General features: G+C 72.9%; 14 protein-coding genes and 1 tRNA gene. 5 read left to right on the top strand and 10 right to left on the bottom strand.

Annotated features, from left to right (window positions below; genetic code table 11):
• Window positions 1–188: 188 nt before the first annotated feature.
• The 3 genes from ACH47X_RS13825 to ACH47X_RS13835 form a co-directional block, all read right to left on the bottom strand.
• The gene (locus ACH47X_RS13825; protein ID WP_397405153.1) at window positions 189–1,475 is read right to left on the bottom strand and encodes a C39 family peptidase; all 1,287 of its coding nucleotides are present in this window, start codon (window positions 1,473–1,475) and stop codon (window positions 189–191) included.
• Between the two features lie 182 nt (window positions 1,476–1,657).
• Window positions 1,658–2,992 carry an MFS transporter gene (locus ACH47X_RS13830; protein WP_397405154.1) on the bottom strand — a complete coding sequence of 445 codons (1,335 nt, stop codon included), beginning with the start codon at window positions 2,990–2,992 and terminating at the stop codon, window positions 1,658–1,660.
• Window positions 2,993–3,162: 170 nt separating this feature from the next.
• Window positions 3,163–4,287: a LacI family DNA-binding transcriptional regulator gene (locus tag ACH47X_RS13835; protein ID WP_020016085.1), complete on the bottom strand. Its 1,125-nt coding sequence runs from the start codon at window positions 4,285–4,287 to the stop codon at window positions 3,163–3,165.
• Window positions 4,288–4,398: 111 nt separating this feature from the next.
• Between ACH47X_RS13835 and ACH47X_RS13840 the strand changes: the two genes are divergently transcribed.
• Together ACH47X_RS13840 and ACH47X_RS13845 are read left to right on the top strand one after the other, a co-directional pair.
• The gene (locus tag ACH47X_RS13840; protein ID WP_397405157.1) at window positions 4,399–5,637 is read left to right on the top strand and encodes an MFS transporter; all 1,239 of its coding nucleotides are present in this window, start codon (window positions 4,399–4,401) and stop codon (window positions 5,635–5,637) included.
• A gap of 156 nt (window positions 5,638–5,793) precedes the next feature.
• Window positions 5,794–7,002, top strand: a complete 1,209-nt coding sequence (locus ACH47X_RS13845) for a UDP-N-acetylmuramate dehydrogenase (RefSeq protein ID WP_397405159.1) — start codon at window positions 5,794–5,796, stop codon at window positions 7,000–7,002.
• A 56-nt stretch (window positions 7,003–7,058) separates the two neighbouring features.
• Here ACH47X_RS13845 and ACH47X_RS13850 read toward each other — a convergent pair whose 3' ends face one another.
• Together ACH47X_RS13850 and ACH47X_RS13855 are read right to left on the bottom strand one after the other, a co-directional pair.
• Window positions 7,059–8,075 (bottom strand): L,D-transpeptidase family protein, encoded by a 1,017-nt coding sequence (locus tag ACH47X_RS13850; protein WP_397405161.1) that lies wholly within the window; start codon window positions 8,073–8,075, stop codon window positions 7,059–7,061.
• Window positions 8,076–8,207: 132 nt separating this feature from the next.
• On the bottom strand, window positions 8,208–9,281 hold the full coding sequence (locus ACH47X_RS13855) for an adenosine deaminase (protein WP_397405163.1): 1,074 nt from the start codon (window positions 9,279–9,281) through the stop codon (window positions 8,208–8,210).
• 185 nt (window positions 9,282–9,466) lie between these two features.
• On the opposite strand from ACH47X_RS13855, the gene ACH47X_RS13860 reads away from it, so the two are divergent.
• Window positions 9,467–11,371 carry a serine/threonine-protein kinase gene (locus ACH47X_RS13860; RefSeq protein WP_397405165.1) on the top strand — a complete coding sequence of 635 codons (1,905 nt, stop codon included), beginning with the start codon at window positions 9,467–9,469 and terminating at the stop codon, window positions 11,369–11,371.
• Window positions 11,372–11,434: 63 nt separating this feature from the next.
• Here ACH47X_RS13860 and ACH47X_RS13865 read toward each other — a convergent pair whose 3' ends face one another.
• From ACH47X_RS13865 to ACH47X_RS13885, 5 genes are all read right to left on the bottom strand, one after another.
• Window positions 11,435–11,731, bottom strand: coding sequence for a hypothetical protein (locus ACH47X_RS13865; RefSeq protein ID WP_397405167.1), 297 nt, complete (start codon window positions 11,729–11,731; stop codon window positions 11,435–11,437).
• A gap of 65 nt (window positions 11,732–11,796) precedes the next feature.
• Complete coding sequence (locus tag ACH47X_RS13870) at window positions 11,797–12,408, bottom strand: response regulator (RefSeq protein WP_397405169.1); 612 nt, start codon at window positions 12,406–12,408, stop codon at window positions 11,797–11,799.
• Complete coding sequence (locus ACH47X_RS13875; RefSeq protein WP_397405171.1) at window positions 12,405–13,757, bottom strand: sensor histidine kinase; 1,353 nt, start codon at window positions 13,755–13,757, stop codon at window positions 12,405–12,407. The genes ACH47X_RS13870 and ACH47X_RS13875 overlap by 4 nt, the downstream gene beginning before the upstream one ends.
• Window positions 13,747–14,616, bottom strand: coding sequence for an ABC transporter permease (locus ACH47X_RS13880; RefSeq protein WP_397405173.1), 870 nt, complete (start codon window positions 14,614–14,616; stop codon window positions 13,747–13,749). Before ACH47X_RS13880 ends, ACH47X_RS13875 begins: the two co-directional genes overlap by 11 nt.
• Window positions 14,616–15,512: an ABC transporter ATP-binding protein gene (locus ACH47X_RS13885; protein ID WP_397405175.1), complete on the bottom strand. Its 897-nt coding sequence runs from the start codon at window positions 15,510–15,512 to the stop codon at window positions 14,616–14,618. Before ACH47X_RS13885 ends, ACH47X_RS13880 begins: the two co-directional genes overlap by 1 nt.
• A 228-nt stretch (window positions 15,513–15,740) precedes the next feature.
• Between ACH47X_RS13885 and ACH47X_RS13890 the strand changes: the two genes are divergently transcribed.
• Window positions 15,741–15,816 (top strand) — tRNA-Trp (locus ACH47X_RS13890).
• 101 nt (window positions 15,817–15,917) lie between these two features.
• Window positions 15,918–16,163: a preprotein translocase subunit SecE gene (gene secE / locus ACH47X_RS13895; protein WP_020016096.1), complete on the top strand. Its 246-nt coding sequence runs from the start codon at window positions 15,918–15,920 to the stop codon at window positions 16,161–16,163.
• Window positions 16,164–16,198: the final 35 nt, after the last annotated feature.

Here is a 16,198-nt window from a genome sequence, read left to right on the forward strand (position 1 = left end):
ACCCGGTCGAGGGGCGCGTGCCCCCCCCCCCCCGCGCCCGGGGGGGGGGCGGGGAACCGCGGGGGGGGGGGGGGCCCGCCGGGGGGGGGGGGGGGGGGGCCCCCCGCCCCCCCCCCCCCCCCCCCCCAACACACCCCGCGTGCGTACGTTCTGCCTGCGCCCCGGCCGGACGGCCAGGGCGACCGGGCTCACCAGTTCGGGGTGACCCCCGGCAGGTTGCGCGGCAGCTTCACGTCCTTCGGGTGGTAGACGTACGTGAGGCCGTCGGTCGAGGTCTGCCAGACCCGCTCGAAGTTCTCCCGGGTGTACACGACGCGGACGGCGTCGTTGGTGGCGCCGTGCGGATCGTTCAGGATCGGGTCGCCCTCGGCGGTGAACCCGCGCAGCACCACGAGGTGCCCGTCCGTCTCGTACCCGGCCTCCGGCATCTCCTCGGCCTCGAAGTTGATCGAGAAGACCAGCGGGATGCCGGCCGCGACGAACTTCTCTGCCTCCGCGAGGGAACGCAGCCGGGTCACGAACGACTCCAGGCCGAACGTGCTGGCGTAGGCGGCGTTGAACGGCCAGTTGCCGGCGCCCTCGTACGTGTAGTCCCAGGTGTTCATCGCGGCGTAGTCGACCTGCGGGTCGCCGTTCGGGGCCTCGATGCCCTCCAGCTCCTCGGCCGGCACCTCGCGCCCGTAGGAGTAGATCACCATCGTCGACGACGTCGGCGAGCACCACACCTGGCCGCCGCCGCCGAACTCGGGGTACTCGCCGCGGTGGATGTTCTGGCTGTACTGCGGCACGTCGAGCGACACCTCGCGCCCGAGCGTGAAGTCGCTCGTGCCCGTGTAGTGCGAGTCGGGGAGGTACTCGTTGGTCATCGTGCTCACGGAGTCGAGCCGCGGGGAGACCCGCGTGCCCTCGGGCCGGTACAGCGTGGCCCGGGTCTGGAACGCCTCCGGCTCGTTGCCGGACTTCGCGACGAACGTGTCCGTGAACAGGTACGCGTCGTCGTCGGTCTGGCCGTTCACGGAGGTGCGGTGGATGTCGCCGACGCCGCCGTCGGCGGGAGCGAACTCGTCGTCCGAGGCCCAGCGGCCCATGACGAACCACTTGGTCCAGGTCCCGTCGGCCTTGCGGCCGCGGAACTCGATCTCGACCCAGGTCCCCGTGGGCGTCCTCGCGTTCCACGAGCTCACGGACTCGTCGATGGCGTACCCGGTCTCGACCACCGGCGAGGTCCACCGGCCGGTCTCGTAGCTGACGGGCGTGCCGTCACCGAACGGGTCGGTGTACTCGACGATCTCCCCGCCGCCGCGCAGCACCAGGCCGCCGTGCGCACCCGGCCGCAGGTTGGAGCTCTCGCCCGCGCGGAAGTCCCGCACACCGTCCCACGTGGTCAGCGTGATCTGGTTGTCCGACGCCGCCGTGCCCTGTTCGGCCGCGTCCGTCGCCGGGACGGCGCCCGCCGCGATCCCTGCCTGCGTCACGAGCGCTCCTGTCGTCACCAGTGCCAATGCCGTCTTGCGCAGTCTTCCCCGTGTCGACACGCCTGTCTCCCTGTCTCCGGGCCCCTCTCGGTGAGCGGGCCGTGCACCTTCTCTACCAGAGGCGGGGTCGGGCCAGCAGCACATTAGGCGTCACCCGAAAGAGCGCCGCGCGGAACGGGTGCTCAGGGAAGCGGGGCGTGTGCGTCCGTGCGCGGGCCGAGGGCCGCGCCCGTCGCGAGCAGCGCGCCGCCCAGGCAGAGCAGCGCGGCGACCGCCGTCTCCTCGCCGAGCACGGCCTGCAGCGGGGGCAGGTAGTAGGGGTAGAGCGCGGGGAGCACGATCGACAGGCTGTAGCCGACGCCGTAGCCGCTGGACCGTACCGCCGTCGGGAACCGCTCGGCGAGGTAGGCGCCGACCGGGCCGTACCCGCTCACGGCCAGCACCTGGAGCGCGACCACGAGCAGCACCGTGCCGGGCACGGCCGTGGTCGTGAACACCCCGAGGAAGGCCAGAGGCGCGGCGGTCGCGGCCAGCACGCCTGCCCCGACGAGCGTCGCGCGCCGGCCCGCCGACGTCGACACGTGGCCGAGCGCCAGCATGGTCCCGGCCGAAGCAGCGGTGCCGCACATCATCGTGAACGAGACGGCCCGTGCGTCGAGCTCCCCGGCGCCCTGCAGCGCTGTGGCGAGCGTCGGTACGGACATGTTGGTCAGCAGCCACAGCCCGGTCATCATGAGCAGCACCTGGCCGAGGGCCCGACGGTGGGCGCCGAACAGCACATCCTGCAGCGGTCGCGGACGCTTGGCCGCACCGGTCCACACGGCGGAGTCGGCCACCCCGCCACGGCGGTAGTACCAGAGCATCGCCCCGGCCAGCGCGGCACCCGTCACGAACGGCAGGCGCCAGCCCCACGCGCTGTACGACGCCGGGTCGAGCACGCTCAGCATGAGCAGCACGAGCGCCGAGATGGTGGCGTTGGCCAGCGGCGACATGCTCATCGCCGTCCCGCTGAGCAGGCCTCTGCGGTGGGGCGCCGACCACTCCATGGCCAGCGGGATCGCCGACGTGTACTCGCCGCCGATGAAGATGCCGCCGAGAAAGCGCAGCGCGACGATGATCCCCAGGGTCCCCGCGCCGAGCACCTCGTGACCGGGCACCAGCGCGATGAGGAGCGTGGTCAGCGCGACGCCGGCCAGGGCCACGCGGGTGGTGGAGGTACGGCCGATGCGGTCCGCGAGCGGGCCGAAGAGCGCGGCCCCGAGCGGGCGGCCGAGCAGGGTGGCGACGAAGACGAGGCCGGCGTTGGCCGCCAGGGCGTCGGACCCGAACAGGTCCGCCGAGGCCGGGGCGAGCGCGACGACCGGCAGGAAGATGTCGAACTGGTCCACGTAGTTGCCGCCGATGCCACCGCGGACGGCGCGGCGGGCGGCGGCGGGGTGCGCCGGTCCGCCGGTCCCGGGCGCTCCGGCGGGGCTGGACGGTACGGGCGCGTGGGTGGGTTGCTGGGCAGCGGTCACCGAGGCTCACTTCCTTCGCCGGCATGACCCGGAGCAGGTTCGACGGTCGACGCGGCGTCAGCGTCCTCTCAGCCCGTGCCTCCGGGCTCCCGTGTGGTCGGCGCCACCCTAGCGCCTCTCACGTGTCAGACGCACAGGTCCCTCGGGTGACCCGTGGGACCGACACGTGGTCAGCCCAGGTCGGGCACGGGGCCGGTCGTCGTGCCCTCGACCAGGCTGACCGGCAGCATCACCGACTCCGGCTGCTCGCCGGCCAGCAGCGCGATGACCGCGAGCCCGAGCGCCCGGCCCTTCTCGACCAGCGGCTGGTGCACGCTGGTGAGCACGTCGGGGGAGAGCCAGGGCAGGTCGAGACCGTCGAACCCGGCCACCGACACGTCCTCGGGCACCCGCAGCCCGAGCTCCCGCGCCGCGATCACGGCGCCGGCGGCAAGCAGGTCGGAGTGCGCGATGATCGCCGTCGGGCGGTCCCGCGCGGGCGCCCACTCGGACAGGATCTCGGTGGCGGCGTCGCGCCCGTGCTCCACGAGCGAGGCGGGCGTCTCCCACGACATGACGGGCTCGATCACGTCCCGCACACCGGCCAGGCGGTTGCGGGTGGGGGTGCGCTCGGCTGCGGCGAGCCGCTCGGCGTCGACCAGGCCGGACCGCTCGTCGCGTCCGAACGGAAGCGCGATCTCGGCGATCCGGGTGTGGCCCAGCTCGACGAGGTGCCGTACGGCCTCTGCCGCGCCACGGCGGTCGTCGACGCCGACCACGGGCACCCCGGGCACCTCGTGCCCCTCGCCGATCACGACCGGTACGCCCCGGCGCTGCAGCGCCGCCAGGTTCGGGTCGCCCTCCAGGATGCCCCACACGAGCACGGCCACGTCCATCGCGGCGGCCTCGACCAGCGGGTCGACGGCGGCGGGCAGCCCCGCCTCGGCCGCGAGCCCGACCGACTGCGCGGTGGCGCCCTGCGGCATGCCGGGCACGAGCAGCACGCCCAGGCCCTGCTCACCGATCGCGGAGACCAGGCCGTGCAGCACCTGTGTGGACACCGGGTCCCGGAACGAGCGGCCCAGCTGGTCGCCGATCACCACGCCCACGATCCCGGAGCGGCCCGACCGGAGCTGGCGGCCCAGGGGGTTGGGCCCCGAGTACTCGAGCTCACGGGCGGCGGCCAGCACCTTCTCCCGGGTCTCGGGCGTGATGGGTCCCGCACCGGAGAACGCGAGCGAGGCGGTGGACACGGAGACACCTGCCAGCTCGGCGACCTTCGCGAGGGTCGGTCGGCCAACGGTCTGGCGGTTCATCGCGGTTCCTTCTCTCGCATCGGGCACCGGTGGTGCAGGACCCGGGTATCTGCTGGGCTGATCCCAGATTGTGGCTTACGGTCGGGAGATTCAATCGCACCAAGGAGTTCCGTGCCTACTGCACACGCCGCCGCCCGCGCGGTCTTCGTCGTCTTCGCCGCCAGCGGGTTCGCCTTCGCGAGCTGGGCATCGCGGCTCCCCGCCGTCCGGGACGGCCTCGGGTTCTCCGAGCAGGAGATGGGCATCCTGCTCCTGACGGGCTCCATCGGATCCGTCGCCGCGATCCCGCTCTCGGGCCTGGTGGCGGAGCGGATCGGCACCGCGCGCACCGTGCTGTCGTTCTCCGGACTGCTCGTGGCCGGGCTCGCCGTGGCCGGGTACGGCGTCGCGGCGGACGAGCACCTCGCCGTCCGCGGCGGCCTGATCCTCTTCGGGGTGGGCGCGGGCGTCTGGGACGCAGCGATGAACCTCGAGGGCGCCGCCGTGGAGCAGCGCCTCGGCCGTGCGGTCATGCCGATCTTCCACGCCGGGTTCTCGTTCGGCACCGTGCTCGGCGCCGGCATCGGCGCCCTGGTGGCCACTGCCGGTGTTCCGGTCCTCTGGCACATCGTCGCGGCGGGCGTGGTCGCCTTCCTGTCCGTCGTGGTCGCCACCCGGTTCTTCACGCCACGCGCACTTGCGGCCGCCGTGCCGGACGACGCCGTGGGCGCGGCCGGCGCGGCAGGCGCCGACCCGGCCGAGGTGACCCCGCCGCCGTCGGGCGTGGCCGGCCTGCTCGCCGCCTGGCGCGAGCCGCGTACCCTCGCGATCGGCCTCGTGGTGCTGAGCGCCGCCCTGACGGAGGGCGTCGCCAACGACTGGGTGAGCCTCGCCGTCGTGGACGGGTTCGGCACCTCCGACGGCATGGGCGCCGTGGGCCTCGCCGTCTTCCTCACCGCGATGACCACTGCTCGTCTCGCGGGGACCCGCGCCATCGACCGGTACGGCCGGGTGCCGGTGCTGGTGATCTCGGCGGCGCTCGCGTTCGTGGGCGTGCTGACGTTCGCCCTGGTCCCCGTCCTGTGGCTCGCGCTGGTCGGGGTCGGCCTGTGGGGCCTGGGCGCCGCGATGGGCTTCCCGATGGGCATGAGCGCGGCGTCCGACGAGCCGCGCCGCGCCGCGATGCGGGTGGCCGCGGTCTCGACCATCGCGTACACCGCGTTCTTCGTGGGCCCGCCGCTGATCGGCTTCGTGGCGCACTCCACGGGCTACCGCCTCGCGGTGCTCGTGCTGCTCGTCCCGATGGCGCTCGGGCTCGTGGTGGCCCGCTCCGTCCGGCCCCTGCCGACGGCGGCAGGTGTGAAGAGGTAGCGGGGATCGCGGCAGCGGGTCTGCCCCGGCCAGGCCGCGGAAACCGAGCAGTGAACACGTCTGCGGACACCAAAAGGTTCCAGAATTGGCAGACATCACCCACGCCATGTCGAAGATGTGCACAAATCCAACGCGTCGGGTAGATAGGCTTGCACGGTGAGCCCATACCCGGCAGACACCGTCCAGGCACAAGCGGTGGTTCCCAGCCTCGCCGACCTCACCACCCTGCGCGTTGGTGGGCCGGCAGCCTCGTACGTCGAGGCGGAGGAAGAGGCCGCGATGATCGAGGCGGTGACCGCCGCCGACGACGCCGGCGTGCCGCTGCTGGTCGTGGGCGGCGGCTCCAACCTGCTGGTGGCCGACGAGGGCTTCGGTGGGGTGGTCGTCCGTGACGTCCGCACCGGGATCACCGTCGAGTCGGACGACTCCTGCGGCGGTGCCGTGGTGACCGCACCCGCCGGCCAGAACTGGGACGAGCTGGTCGCGCGCGCCGTCGACGAGGGCTGGGTCGGTATCGAGTCGCTGTCGGGCATCCCGGGGACGGTCGGTGCCGCCCCCGTGCAGAACATCGGCGCGTACGGCCAGGAGCTGTCGGGCGTGGTCTCCCTGGTCCGCACCTGGGACCGCGGGGAGCGCCGGGTACGCACCTTCTCCGTCGGCGAGCTGGGCTTCGGGTACCGCACGTCGCTGCTCAAGCGCTCCATGCACGGCGAGGGCCGCGAGGGCATCAAGGGCGAGGGTGACCCGCGTGCCCCCTGGTACCCGTCGCCGCGCTACGTGGTGCTGAGTGTCCAGTTCCAGTTCCGGCTCGGCACGCTGTCCGCGCCGGTGGGCTATGGCGAGCTGGCTCGCCGCCTCGGCGTCGAGGTGGGGCAGCGCGCCCCGATGAAGGACGTCCGCGAGACCGTGCTGGGCCTGCGCGGCGGCAAGGGCATGCTGCTCGACAGCCCGGGCTTCGACGGGGAGCCGGACCACGACCGCTGGAACTCGGGGTCGTTCTTCACCAACCCCGTGATCCCCGTGGAGCACCTGGAGCACCTGCCCGAGGACGCCCCGCGCTACCCGGTCCGCTCCGCGACGCCGGAGACGACCACGGGCCCGAGCCTCGGCGCCATCGACCCGACGCTCGTCAAGACCAGCGCCGCCTGGCTCATCGAGCACGCGGGCTTCGCCAAGGGCTTCGGCCTGGCGGGGGAGCACAGCCCCGCGCGGCTCTCGACCAAGCACACGCTCGCGATGACCAACCGCGGGGGTGCGCGCACCGAGGACGTCATCGCGCTGGCCCGTGCGGTGCGCGACGGCGTCCGCGACCGGTTCGGCGTGACCCTCGTGCCGGAGACCGTGCTGATCGGCGTCTCCCTCTAGCCCGCACGACGTGTCAGACGCTCAGGCCACCCGGGTGACCTGAGCGTCTGACATGGTCAGTAGACGACGACGGGCGTGCCCGACGGGGCGCCCCAGGTGTCCCAGATCCAGTCCATCGCGCTGTTCGACACCCGCACGCAGCCGTGCGACGCCGGGAACGCCGGCACGGACGCCGACCCGTGGACCGCGATGCCACCCGTGAAGAACTTGGGCCGCCACATGTCGCCGAGCTCCAGGCCCGACGCGTACATCCGGTTCACCTCGCGGTACACCGCGAACGACCCGCGCGGCGTGTACGCCGTGTAGGTGTTGCCCTTGGCCTGGTAGGTCTCCCCGTTGCCGGACGACGCGTTGATGACCTTGACGACCTTGCCGTTCTCGACGGCGAGCACGAGCTGCCGGTCGATGTCGATCTCCAGCACCTTGCCCGACGACGTCTGCGCCTTCGGCACCACGCCCTTGTCGGCCGCGGCCTGCGTGGCGTCACCGACCACCCCGTCGCGGTACAGGCCGCCGGCCTTCTGCAGCGCGAACACCGCCTGCTGCGTCTCGCCGCCGTACGCCTTGTCCACGGAGGTCACGAAGTACCCGAGGTCCTGCAGCCGCTGCTGGAGCTTGCCCACGCGGGCGCTGCTCTCGCCGTACTCGATGTAGTCGGGCTTCTCCGGCTCGTCCTTGCCGCCCTTGCCGTTGCCCTTGTCGTCCGGCTTCCCGTCGTCCTTGCCCTCGTCGGAGCCGGCGTCGTCGTTCGCGTCGTCACCCGACCCGTCGGCGTCCTCGTCGCCCTGGCCGGACCCCTCGTCCGCGCCCTCGCTCTCCGACGGTGTGGCGCTCGGCTCGGTCTCCTCGGACGGCTCACTCGCCGTCGGCTCCGGGCTCGGCGAGCTCTCCTGGGGCGCGGACTCGCTCGGCGAGCTCGTCGTCCGGTCGGCCTCCGCCGGGGGCTCCTGGTCGTCGCCGCAGCCGGACAGCAGGGTCGCCGCAAGCGCCACCGCGCCCAACGTGCCCACGACCCTCTTGCCCACGGCGCGGCTGACCACCCCGTGGCTGGACCTGTTGTGCACAACCCGCATCGTGACTCCTCCTCGACCGCGCCTGCTGGGGGTGGCGCGGCACAACACCCGCGAGACGACGTCGTCCCCTCGCGAGTGTCCTGTATCTCTAACCGACGCGCGGCGGATCAGGATCGTTGGGACAGTCGATCGTCACCCAATCGTGACCGTTCCGCCTGCGGGGAGCCGAACCGGCGCGGCGGCAGGGTCCGGGGCCAGCAACCAGGCGTCCACCTCGGCCAGCAGTCGCGCCTTGGTCGACGACGACGCCCGGCTGGCCCGGATCGACGACGCCGCCAACCCCGCGAGCTCCGCGTCCGTGAACCCGTGCGCGTCGCGCGCGATCTGGTACTGGTCCACGAGCCGCGACCCGAACAGGAGCGGGTCGTCCGCGCCGAGCGCCACGACGGCGCCCGCGTCCACCAGGGTACGCAGCGGCACCTCGCTCGCCTCCCCGTACACCCCCAGCCCGATGTTCGAGCCCGGGTTCACCTCCAGCGCGACGCCGCGGTCCACGATCTCCGCGAGCACCCGCGGGTCCTCGGCGGACCGCACACCGTGCCCGATCCTGTCCGGCACCAGCTCGCGCATGACCTCGCTGATGTGGTCCGGCCCGAGCAGCTCCCCGCCGTGCGGCACGGCTGCCAGGCCGGCCCGGCGGGCGATGTCGAACGCGGGGCCGAACTGCGACGTCTCCCCGCGACGCTCGTCGTTCGACAGCCCGAAGCCCACGACCTCGCCGACGCCGTCGCCCGCGTACCGGGCGGCGAGCCGCGCCAGCGTGCGCGCGTCGAGCGGATGCTTCATGCGCGATGCCGCGATGATCACGCCCACCTCGATCCCGTGCGCTGCGCTCGCGGTCCGCGCGGCGTCGATCACGATCTCGACGGCGGGCGTGATGCCGCCGACGAACGGTGCGTAGGAGGTGGGGTCGACCTGGATCTCCAGGCGGCCCGAGCCCTCCGCGGCGTCGTCGGCCGCTGCCTCGTGGACGAGGCGGCGCATGTCGCCCTCCGACCGCACGCAGGCGCGTGCGGCGTCGTAGAGGCGCTGGAAACGGAACCAGCCGCGCTCCGTGGCGGGCAGACGCAAGGGGTCGTTGTCGATGAGCGCATCGGGCAACCGGACGTTGTACGCGGCAGCCATGTCGACGAGGGTCGGCACCCGCATGGATCCGGTGAAGTGCAGGTGGAGGTGCGCCTTGGGAAGAAGTGCGAGGTCGCGCATCTGCGTAGTCTGGCAAAGCAGCGTGCTGCTGGCAGCCGCGATCGTGATACTCCGCACTACTCACACACATCGCGCCGACCATCTTTGGTGTGCGCGCTCTCCGCTACGTATCCTGAGAAGAACATGCCGCAGATAGCCGAAATGACTGATTTGCTTGCTCCGCAACGATGGACCCCGGTGAACCAGTGACTGAGAACAACACGGGCGAGGCCGACGCAGCTGACCTCCCGGTGCACGTCGTCCTCGGGGGCAGGTACGAGCTGGTCGACGTCCTCGGCACGGGCGCGACGTTCACCGTCTACGACGCGCAGCGCGTTGCGGTCCCGGAACCCGAGCCTGCCGACGAGGACGCGGCGTCCGAGGCGGACGACGCGTCCCAGGCGGACGACGGCGAGGCCGCCGGCACGGATGCCGGCGGCGACGAGCCGAAGACCGGCGAGGCCACGGCGGACGAGGCCGGCTCAGGCGACGGTTCTGACAGCAAGGACGGCGAGTCCGGCTCGGACGCCGCGTCCGCCGTCGACGGCGAGTCGGCCCCCGAGTCCGGGTCCGAGACCGAGGTCGATCCCGACGCGACCGCGGAGATCACCGAGCCCGCGGAACCCGAGGCCGATCTCGACCAGCCGCTCGTGGTCAAGGTGCTGCACCCGCACCTGGTGGACGACCAGAACGCGCGGGCCTCCCTGCAGCGTGAGGTCGAGGCGTCGGCGCTCGTGACGCACCCGGGCGTCGTGAAGGTCCTGGACTCCGGCGAGGAGGACGTCGCGGGCGCGAGCGTGCCGTGGACGGTCATGAATCGCATGCCGGGCGTCTCCCTCTCCGACTACGCCGGGGACAGCGGCCTGCCCTGGCGGGACGCGCTGATGATCATCGACGGCCTGCTGGAGGGCCTCGCCGCGGTGCACGCGGCGGGCCTGGTGCACCGCGACATCGCCCCGCGCAACGTGATGGTCGACAAGCTGCCTGACGGCACGTTCGCCGTCGGCCTGCTGGACCTCGGGCTCACCCGGCCCGCCGGTGGTGACGGCGAGGGCGACACGGTGGCCGGATCGGTCATCGGCATGTCGCCCGAGCAGGCACGCGGCAAGCCGCTCGACGCCCGGAGCGACATCTACGCCGTCGGCGCGCTCGCGTACTACACGCTGACCGGGCACGCCCCGTTCGAGCGGGCGCAGGCCGAGGACGTCCTGCGGGCGCACGTCAACGCCCCCGTGCCCGCGGCGTCCGCGCGGCGCGCGGCCGTCCCGGCGTCGGTGGACCGCCTCGTGTCCCGGGCCATGGCCAAGGACCCGAACCGCCGGTTCCCGACCGCCGACTCGATGCGCGAGACGGTCACGATCCTGCTCGGCGGCCCCGCGGGCCGGATGGGCACGAGCGGCGAGACCATGCAGCTCGGCGTGGGCGCGGGCGGCACCGAGGTGATCGACCCGGTGACCGGAGCACCCGGGTCCGGCACGATGGTGCTGGGCCAGGCGACCGACCCGGAGGACCGCACGACCATGGTCGCCGCGGTGGGGGCCGCCGGCGCCGGTGCTGCGCTTGCCGCCGACCCGGCCGCCGCGTCCGTGCCGCCGCCGGTCGCGCCGCCGGAGGAGGAGCGGTCCTTCTGGCAGAAGATGACCACCGGCCGCGGCCGCGTGATCACGATCATCGTGTTCGCGCTGCTCGTGTTCGGCGGGGCCGGCCTGGTGATCGCGAACATGCTCGACAACCAGGCGCCGCCGGAGGTGAACCCGACCCCCAGCCAGTCGAGCCAGGAGCCGTCGCGGTCGCCCGAGCCGTCGCCGACCCCGAGCGAGACGGAAGAGGTAGCCCCGCCGCCGGAGTTCACTCCTTCCGCGAAGCCGACTCCGTCGCCGACGCCGACTCCCACGCCGACGCCGACTCCTACCCCGACGCCGACGCCCACGCCGACGGACGAGCCGACGGACGAGCCCACCGACGAGCCGACGGACGAGCCGACGGACGAGCCCACCGACGAGCCGACCAACGAGCCGACGGACGAGCCCACGGGGCCGGCCGAGCCGTCGGGCAACCCGACGGGCGGCCAGGCGGACGGCGGTACCACGCAGCCTGCGGGCAGCCGCTAGGGCAGGAGCTGCCTGGCGGCACGGACGGCGCCCCGGTCTTGCGGCCGGGGCGCCGTTTGTGCGTCACAGCTCCCTGAGGCGCTCCTTCAGGGCCATGGCGGCGCGCGCCCGGAGCATGGGGCCCTCGGCCTCCTTGTCGGACGCCGCCTCCGCGACCGTCGCAATGTGCGCCGCGAACCGCGCGTCCGCGGCGGCGAGGGTCGCGTCCGGGTCCGCGCGGTAGGCCTCGCTGACGTCGTCCAGCGCGCCGTCGTGGAAGGTCACGCCCATGGTGTCGATCGGCAGCACCATGTCGTAGATCGCCGATGCGACCGCCGCCTCGACGCGTGCTGTGATGTCGATTTCGCCCGAGTTGTTCATGCGGGCAACCTATCGGCCACCCTTGCGCGTCGTCCTGGAAAGACGCCGTCGTCCGTCCCGACGGGTCAGGCGATCCAGCCACGCTCCCGGGCCACCGTGACGGCGGCGGTACGGTCGGCGACGCCCAGCTTGGCGAACGCCCGGATGAGGTGCGTCTTGACCGTGGCCTCGGTGATCGACAGCTCCCGCCCGACCTCGGCGTTCGACCTGCCGCGCGCCACGAGAGCCAGGACCTCGGTCTCCCGTGCGGAGGGCCGCTCCGCTGCGGTGCGGACCGAGCTGACCAGGCGCGTCGCCACGCTCGGCGCCAGCACCGTCTCACCGCGGGCAGCCGCGCGGATGCCGGCGACGAGCACGGCGCGCGGCGTGTCCTTGAGCAGGTACCCGGTCGCCCCGGCCTCGACGGCGCGCAGGATGTCGGCGTCGGTGTCGTACGTGGTCAGCACCACGACCCGAGCTCCGGTGCCCACGATCCCCGCGGTCGCCGCGACGCCGTCGAGCACGGGCATCCGCAGGTCCATGAGCACCACGTCGGGCGCGAGCTCCCCGGCCAGGGCCACGGCCTGCCGCCCGTCGGCAGCCTCGCCCACGACCTCGAGATCATCCTCGACCGCGAGCATGCCCGCCAGTCCCGACCGCACCACCGGATGGTCGTCCACCACCAGTACCCGGATCATCGCGCCACCCCCTGTGTCCCGTCCTGCGCCCGGACGGCGTCTCCGCCGACCGGTGCCGTTCCCGCACCCGGGACCACGCCTGCGCCGGCGCCCGTGTCCGAGCCGAGCACGGTCGCGTCGACCGGGACCCGTGCCCGCAGCGTCGTCCCGCTGCCGGGCGTGGACTCGACCGACAGCGTGCCACCCACCGACCGCACCCGGTCGCGCATCCCGGCCAGCCCGAACCCATCCGCGACGTCGGGGCCGAAGCCCCGCCCGTCGTCGGCCACGGTGAGCGTCACGGCGCCCTCGGCCTGGGCAAGCCGCACACCGACGATCATCGCCTGCGCGTGCCGGCGGACGTTCGACAGGGCCTCCTGGGCCGCCCGCAGCAGCACCACCTCGGTCGCGGGCGGCAACGGCCCGACTCCGCTGGCCTCGAAGCTCACCACCTCGTTCGTCTCCAGGGCGTACCGCTCCGTGAGCCGCCCCAGCGCCTGCGGGAGCGACGCGTCCTGCAACGCCACGGGCGCGAAGGCCGCGACGAGTGCCCGGGCCTCGGCCAGGTTCTCGCGCGCCGTCTCCTCGACCACGTGCAGCCGTTCCCGCACGCCGCCGTCGTCCCCGTGGTCCAGGGCCGCCGTCGCTGCCTGAGCCTGCATGACGACGCTCGTGAAGCCCTGGGCCAGCGTGTCGTGGATCTCGCGAGCGAGGCGCTCGCGCTCGGCCACGACACCCGCCTCGTGGTTGGTCCGGGCCAGCTCCGCCTGAGCGGCACGCAGCTCGTCGAGAAGGCGCGCATGCTCCTCGGCACGCCGCATCGCGAGGTGGAACCAGAGCCCCAGCCCGATCGCGAACAGGAGCGTCACCAACATCTGCGGCACCACGTCGAGCACCACGTCCGGCGCGAAGTCGTAGGCCGCGACGATACCGATCGTCACCGACACGGTGAGCGCCGCACAGCCCACCACCCCCTGCTTGATCGACTCCAGCAGCATCCACACCTGCGCGAACGCGATGAACATCAGGAACGTCGCCACACCGGCCTGCGAGACGGCGACCCCGGTGGCCAGCACCAGCACCACCAGGTAGGCCAGGGCCGGACCCCGCTGGCGGGTCCGCGCCGCCCGGGCACCCCACAGCAGGTACGCGCCCACGAGCGCCGCCAACGCCGCACAGGCCACCACGAGGTGCGTGCCGCGCGTGCCCTCCAGCACCAGGGCGGCCGCGGTGAGCGCGACGATCACGCCGAACGCCGCGTCCCACCACCGCACCTGCTGCTCCCACCCGGCGTACAGGAGATCCGCGGAGTGCCCGACGCCCGCCGCGTCGTCGGCGCGCGCTTCGCCGCGCCCCTCGTCAGCCGTCATCGTGTCGTCGCCACCGGAACGTCCGGGTGCCGACCACGAGCGCCACCACCAGCCATGCCGCCAGTACAGCAGCAGTCGCACCGTGCTGCCAGGAACCGGCCGGCTCCGCCGCCGCGAACGCCTCCGGCAGGAACACCGACCGCATGCCCTGCGCGATCCACTTCAGCGGGAAGATCGACGACAGGTCGAGCATCCAGCCCGGCAGCTGCGTCACCGGGAAGAACACGCCCGACGTGAACTGCAGCACCAGGAGCGGCGTGACCACCACGGCGCTCGCGGACCGGCCGGAGCGCGGCACCGACGAGTACGCGACGCCGCACACGGCGCCCGCCGCCGTCCCCAGCACGAACACCCACGCAAAGGTGATCCAGTGCGCCGCGTCCTCGGGCAGGGGCACGTCGAAGGCGAGTGCCGCGACCGCGAGCAGCAGTGCGGTCTGTGCGAGCACCGTCACCAGCGACAGGAACACCTTGCCCAGGAAGTACGACGTCGCGGGCAGCGGCGTGGCACGCAGCCGCTTGAGCGTGCCGTCGTCGCGCTCGACGGCGATCGACATCGCGAGCGTCTGGTAGGTCGAGAGCATGACGCCTGTCGCCACCATGCCGGGCAGGAAGTACTGCGCGAAGCCCACGGTGACTCCCTCGGAGACGATCGGGTCGTCGTCGCCGAAGACCGTGGAGAAGATCGCGAGCATGATGATCGGGTAGGCGAACCCGAAGACCATCGAGTCACGCTCGCGGAGGAACTGCACCAGCTCCACGCCGCCCCGTACCAGTCCCAGCCGGATAGTGCCGGGCAGCCGCCGGGCGGTGCTCGCAGCGGTCCGGGCCGTCGTGCTCGTCGCAGCAGCGGTGCTCATCACGCCGCCTCCTCGGTGTCGATGGTGCTCTCGCCGATCAATGACAGATACACGTCCTCGAGCGTCGGACGGGTCACGGACAGACCGGGCACCTCGCCGTCCGGTCCGGCCGCCGCGATCAGGCGCGCGACGGCCGCCGTGGGGCGGTCGGTCCGCTCGGTGCGGCGCACGCCCTCGTCGTCCCACGCCACGACCGGGGTGCGTGCCCCGGGCCCGCCGAGCGTCTCGGGCGTGCCCTCGGCCACCACCACACCGTCGCGCACGACGACCACGCGGTCCGCGAGCTGCGCGGCCTCGTCGAGGTAGTGGGTCGTCAGCAGGATCGTGGTCCCGTCGTCGCGCAGACCGGTCACAAGGTCCCAGAAGGAGCGCCGGGCCTCCGGGTCGAACCCGGTCGTGGGCTCGTCCAGGAAGAGCAGCTCGGGCCGGCCCACGATCCCGAGGGCCACGTCGAGCCTGCGCCGCTGCCCGCCGGACAGCCCGCGCGTGCGCGCCCTGGCCTTCTCCGCGAGCCCGACGGCGGCGATGACCTCGCCGGGGTCGCGCGAGCCGGGGTACGCGGCTGCGGTGGAGCGCACCTTCTCCAGGACCGTCAGCTCGCTCAGGTCCCGGGAGTCCTGCATGACCACGCCGATCCGGGCGCGCCAGGCACGGCCCGCGTGCCGGGGGTCCTCGCCGAGCACGGCGACGTCGCCGTCGTCCCGGTCGCGGAACCCCTCGAGGATCTCGACGGTTGTGGTCTTGCCGGCCCCGTTCGGGCCCAGCACCGCCACGATCTCACCGTGGGCGACGTCGAGGTCCAGGCCGGCGACGGCGTCCTTGAACCCGGTACGGGCGCTGCCGTACCGCTTGCGGAGGCCGCGTACCCGCACGGCCGACGATCCAGTGGTCTCCATGTCTCGAGCATGCTCCGCGGGGCCCCTTCCGTGGGACGCCCGTTCGGCTGCATCTCGTGTCCGTCGTCCGGTGGACAGCCGTCACCCGGTGACCTGCGAGGGGCCCTGGGGAACGAGTTCGACCTACGGCGCCGGGTACCGTACAGTTGTGCCTCGGTGATCGAAGCTCACCTGATGCGGCGTGCCCCTCCAGGGCTCGCGGTGGTCAGGACCGGGTAACGAACACATAGGGTAGTGGCGCAATTGGTAGCGCAGCGGTCTCCAAAACCGCAGGTTGCAGGTTCGAGTCCTGTCTACCCTGCCAGCGTGAACCCCAGCGGGGCCGCGCGCAGCGGGCCCACGTGAGTGGACCTGGAACGGCAGTCCGCGCCGCCCGGCGCGCCGGGCCACAGGAGTGGGGTAGCAGTGAGCGACACCGAGGTGATCCAGAGCGCCGCGGAGCGTCCGAGCAAGGGCGGCGGCAACATCTTCGCCCGGATCGCGCTCTTCGTGCGCCAGGTGGTGGCCGAGCTCAAGAAGGTCGTCTCGCCGACGCGCTCCGAGCTCATCACGTACACGACCGTCGTGCTCGTCTTCCTGGTCGTCGTCATGATCTTCGTGGTGGCCCTGGACTACGCCTTCGGCATGCTGGCCGGCTGGGTCTTCGGCTGATCGTCCCTCTCGGAGACGACGGCTGAGGCGGTCGT

It is taken from the genome of Promicromonospora kroppenstedtii (assembly GCF_044389675.1).
Classification (GTDB): Bacteria; Actinomycetota; Actinomycetes; order Actinomycetales; family Cellulomonadaceae; genus Promicromonospora; species Promicromonospora kroppenstedtii.

What these genes read in the sequence shown, in the direction of transcription:
- ACH47X_RS13835 (WP_020016085.1), bottom strand. Translation starts at nt 4,287, where the DNA reads ATGAACCGCCAGACCGTTGGCCGACCGACCCTCGCGAAGGTCGCCGAG.
- ACH47X_RS13850 (WP_397405161.1), bottom strand. Translation starts at nt 8,075, where the DNA reads ATGCGGGTTGTGCACAACAGGTCCAGCCACGGGGTGGTCAGCCGCGCC.
- ACH47X_RS13855 (WP_397405163.1), bottom strand. Translation starts at nt 9,281, where the DNA reads ATGCGCGACCTCGCACTTCTTCCCAAGGCGCACCTCCACCTGCACTTC.
- ACH47X_RS13865 (WP_397405167.1), bottom strand. Translation starts at nt 11,731, where the DNA reads ATGAACAACTCGGGCGAAATCGACATCACAGCACGCGTCGAGGCGGCG.
- ACH47X_RS13870 (WP_397405169.1), bottom strand. Translation starts at nt 12,408, where the DNA reads ATGATCCGGGTACTGGTGGTGGACGACCATCCGGTGGTGCGGTCGGGA.
- ACH47X_RS13875 (WP_397405171.1), bottom strand. Translation starts at nt 13,757, where the DNA reads ATGACGGCTGACGAGGGGCGCGGCGAAGCGCGCGCCGACGACGCGGCG.
- ACH47X_RS13880 (WP_397405173.1), bottom strand. Translation starts at nt 14,616, where the DNA reads ATGAGCACCGCTGCTGCGACGAGCACGACGGCCCGGACCGCTGCGAGC.
- ACH47X_RS13885 (WP_397405175.1), bottom strand. Translation starts at nt 15,512, where the DNA reads ATGGAGACCACTGGATCGTCGGCCGTGCGGGTACGCGGCCTCCGCAAG.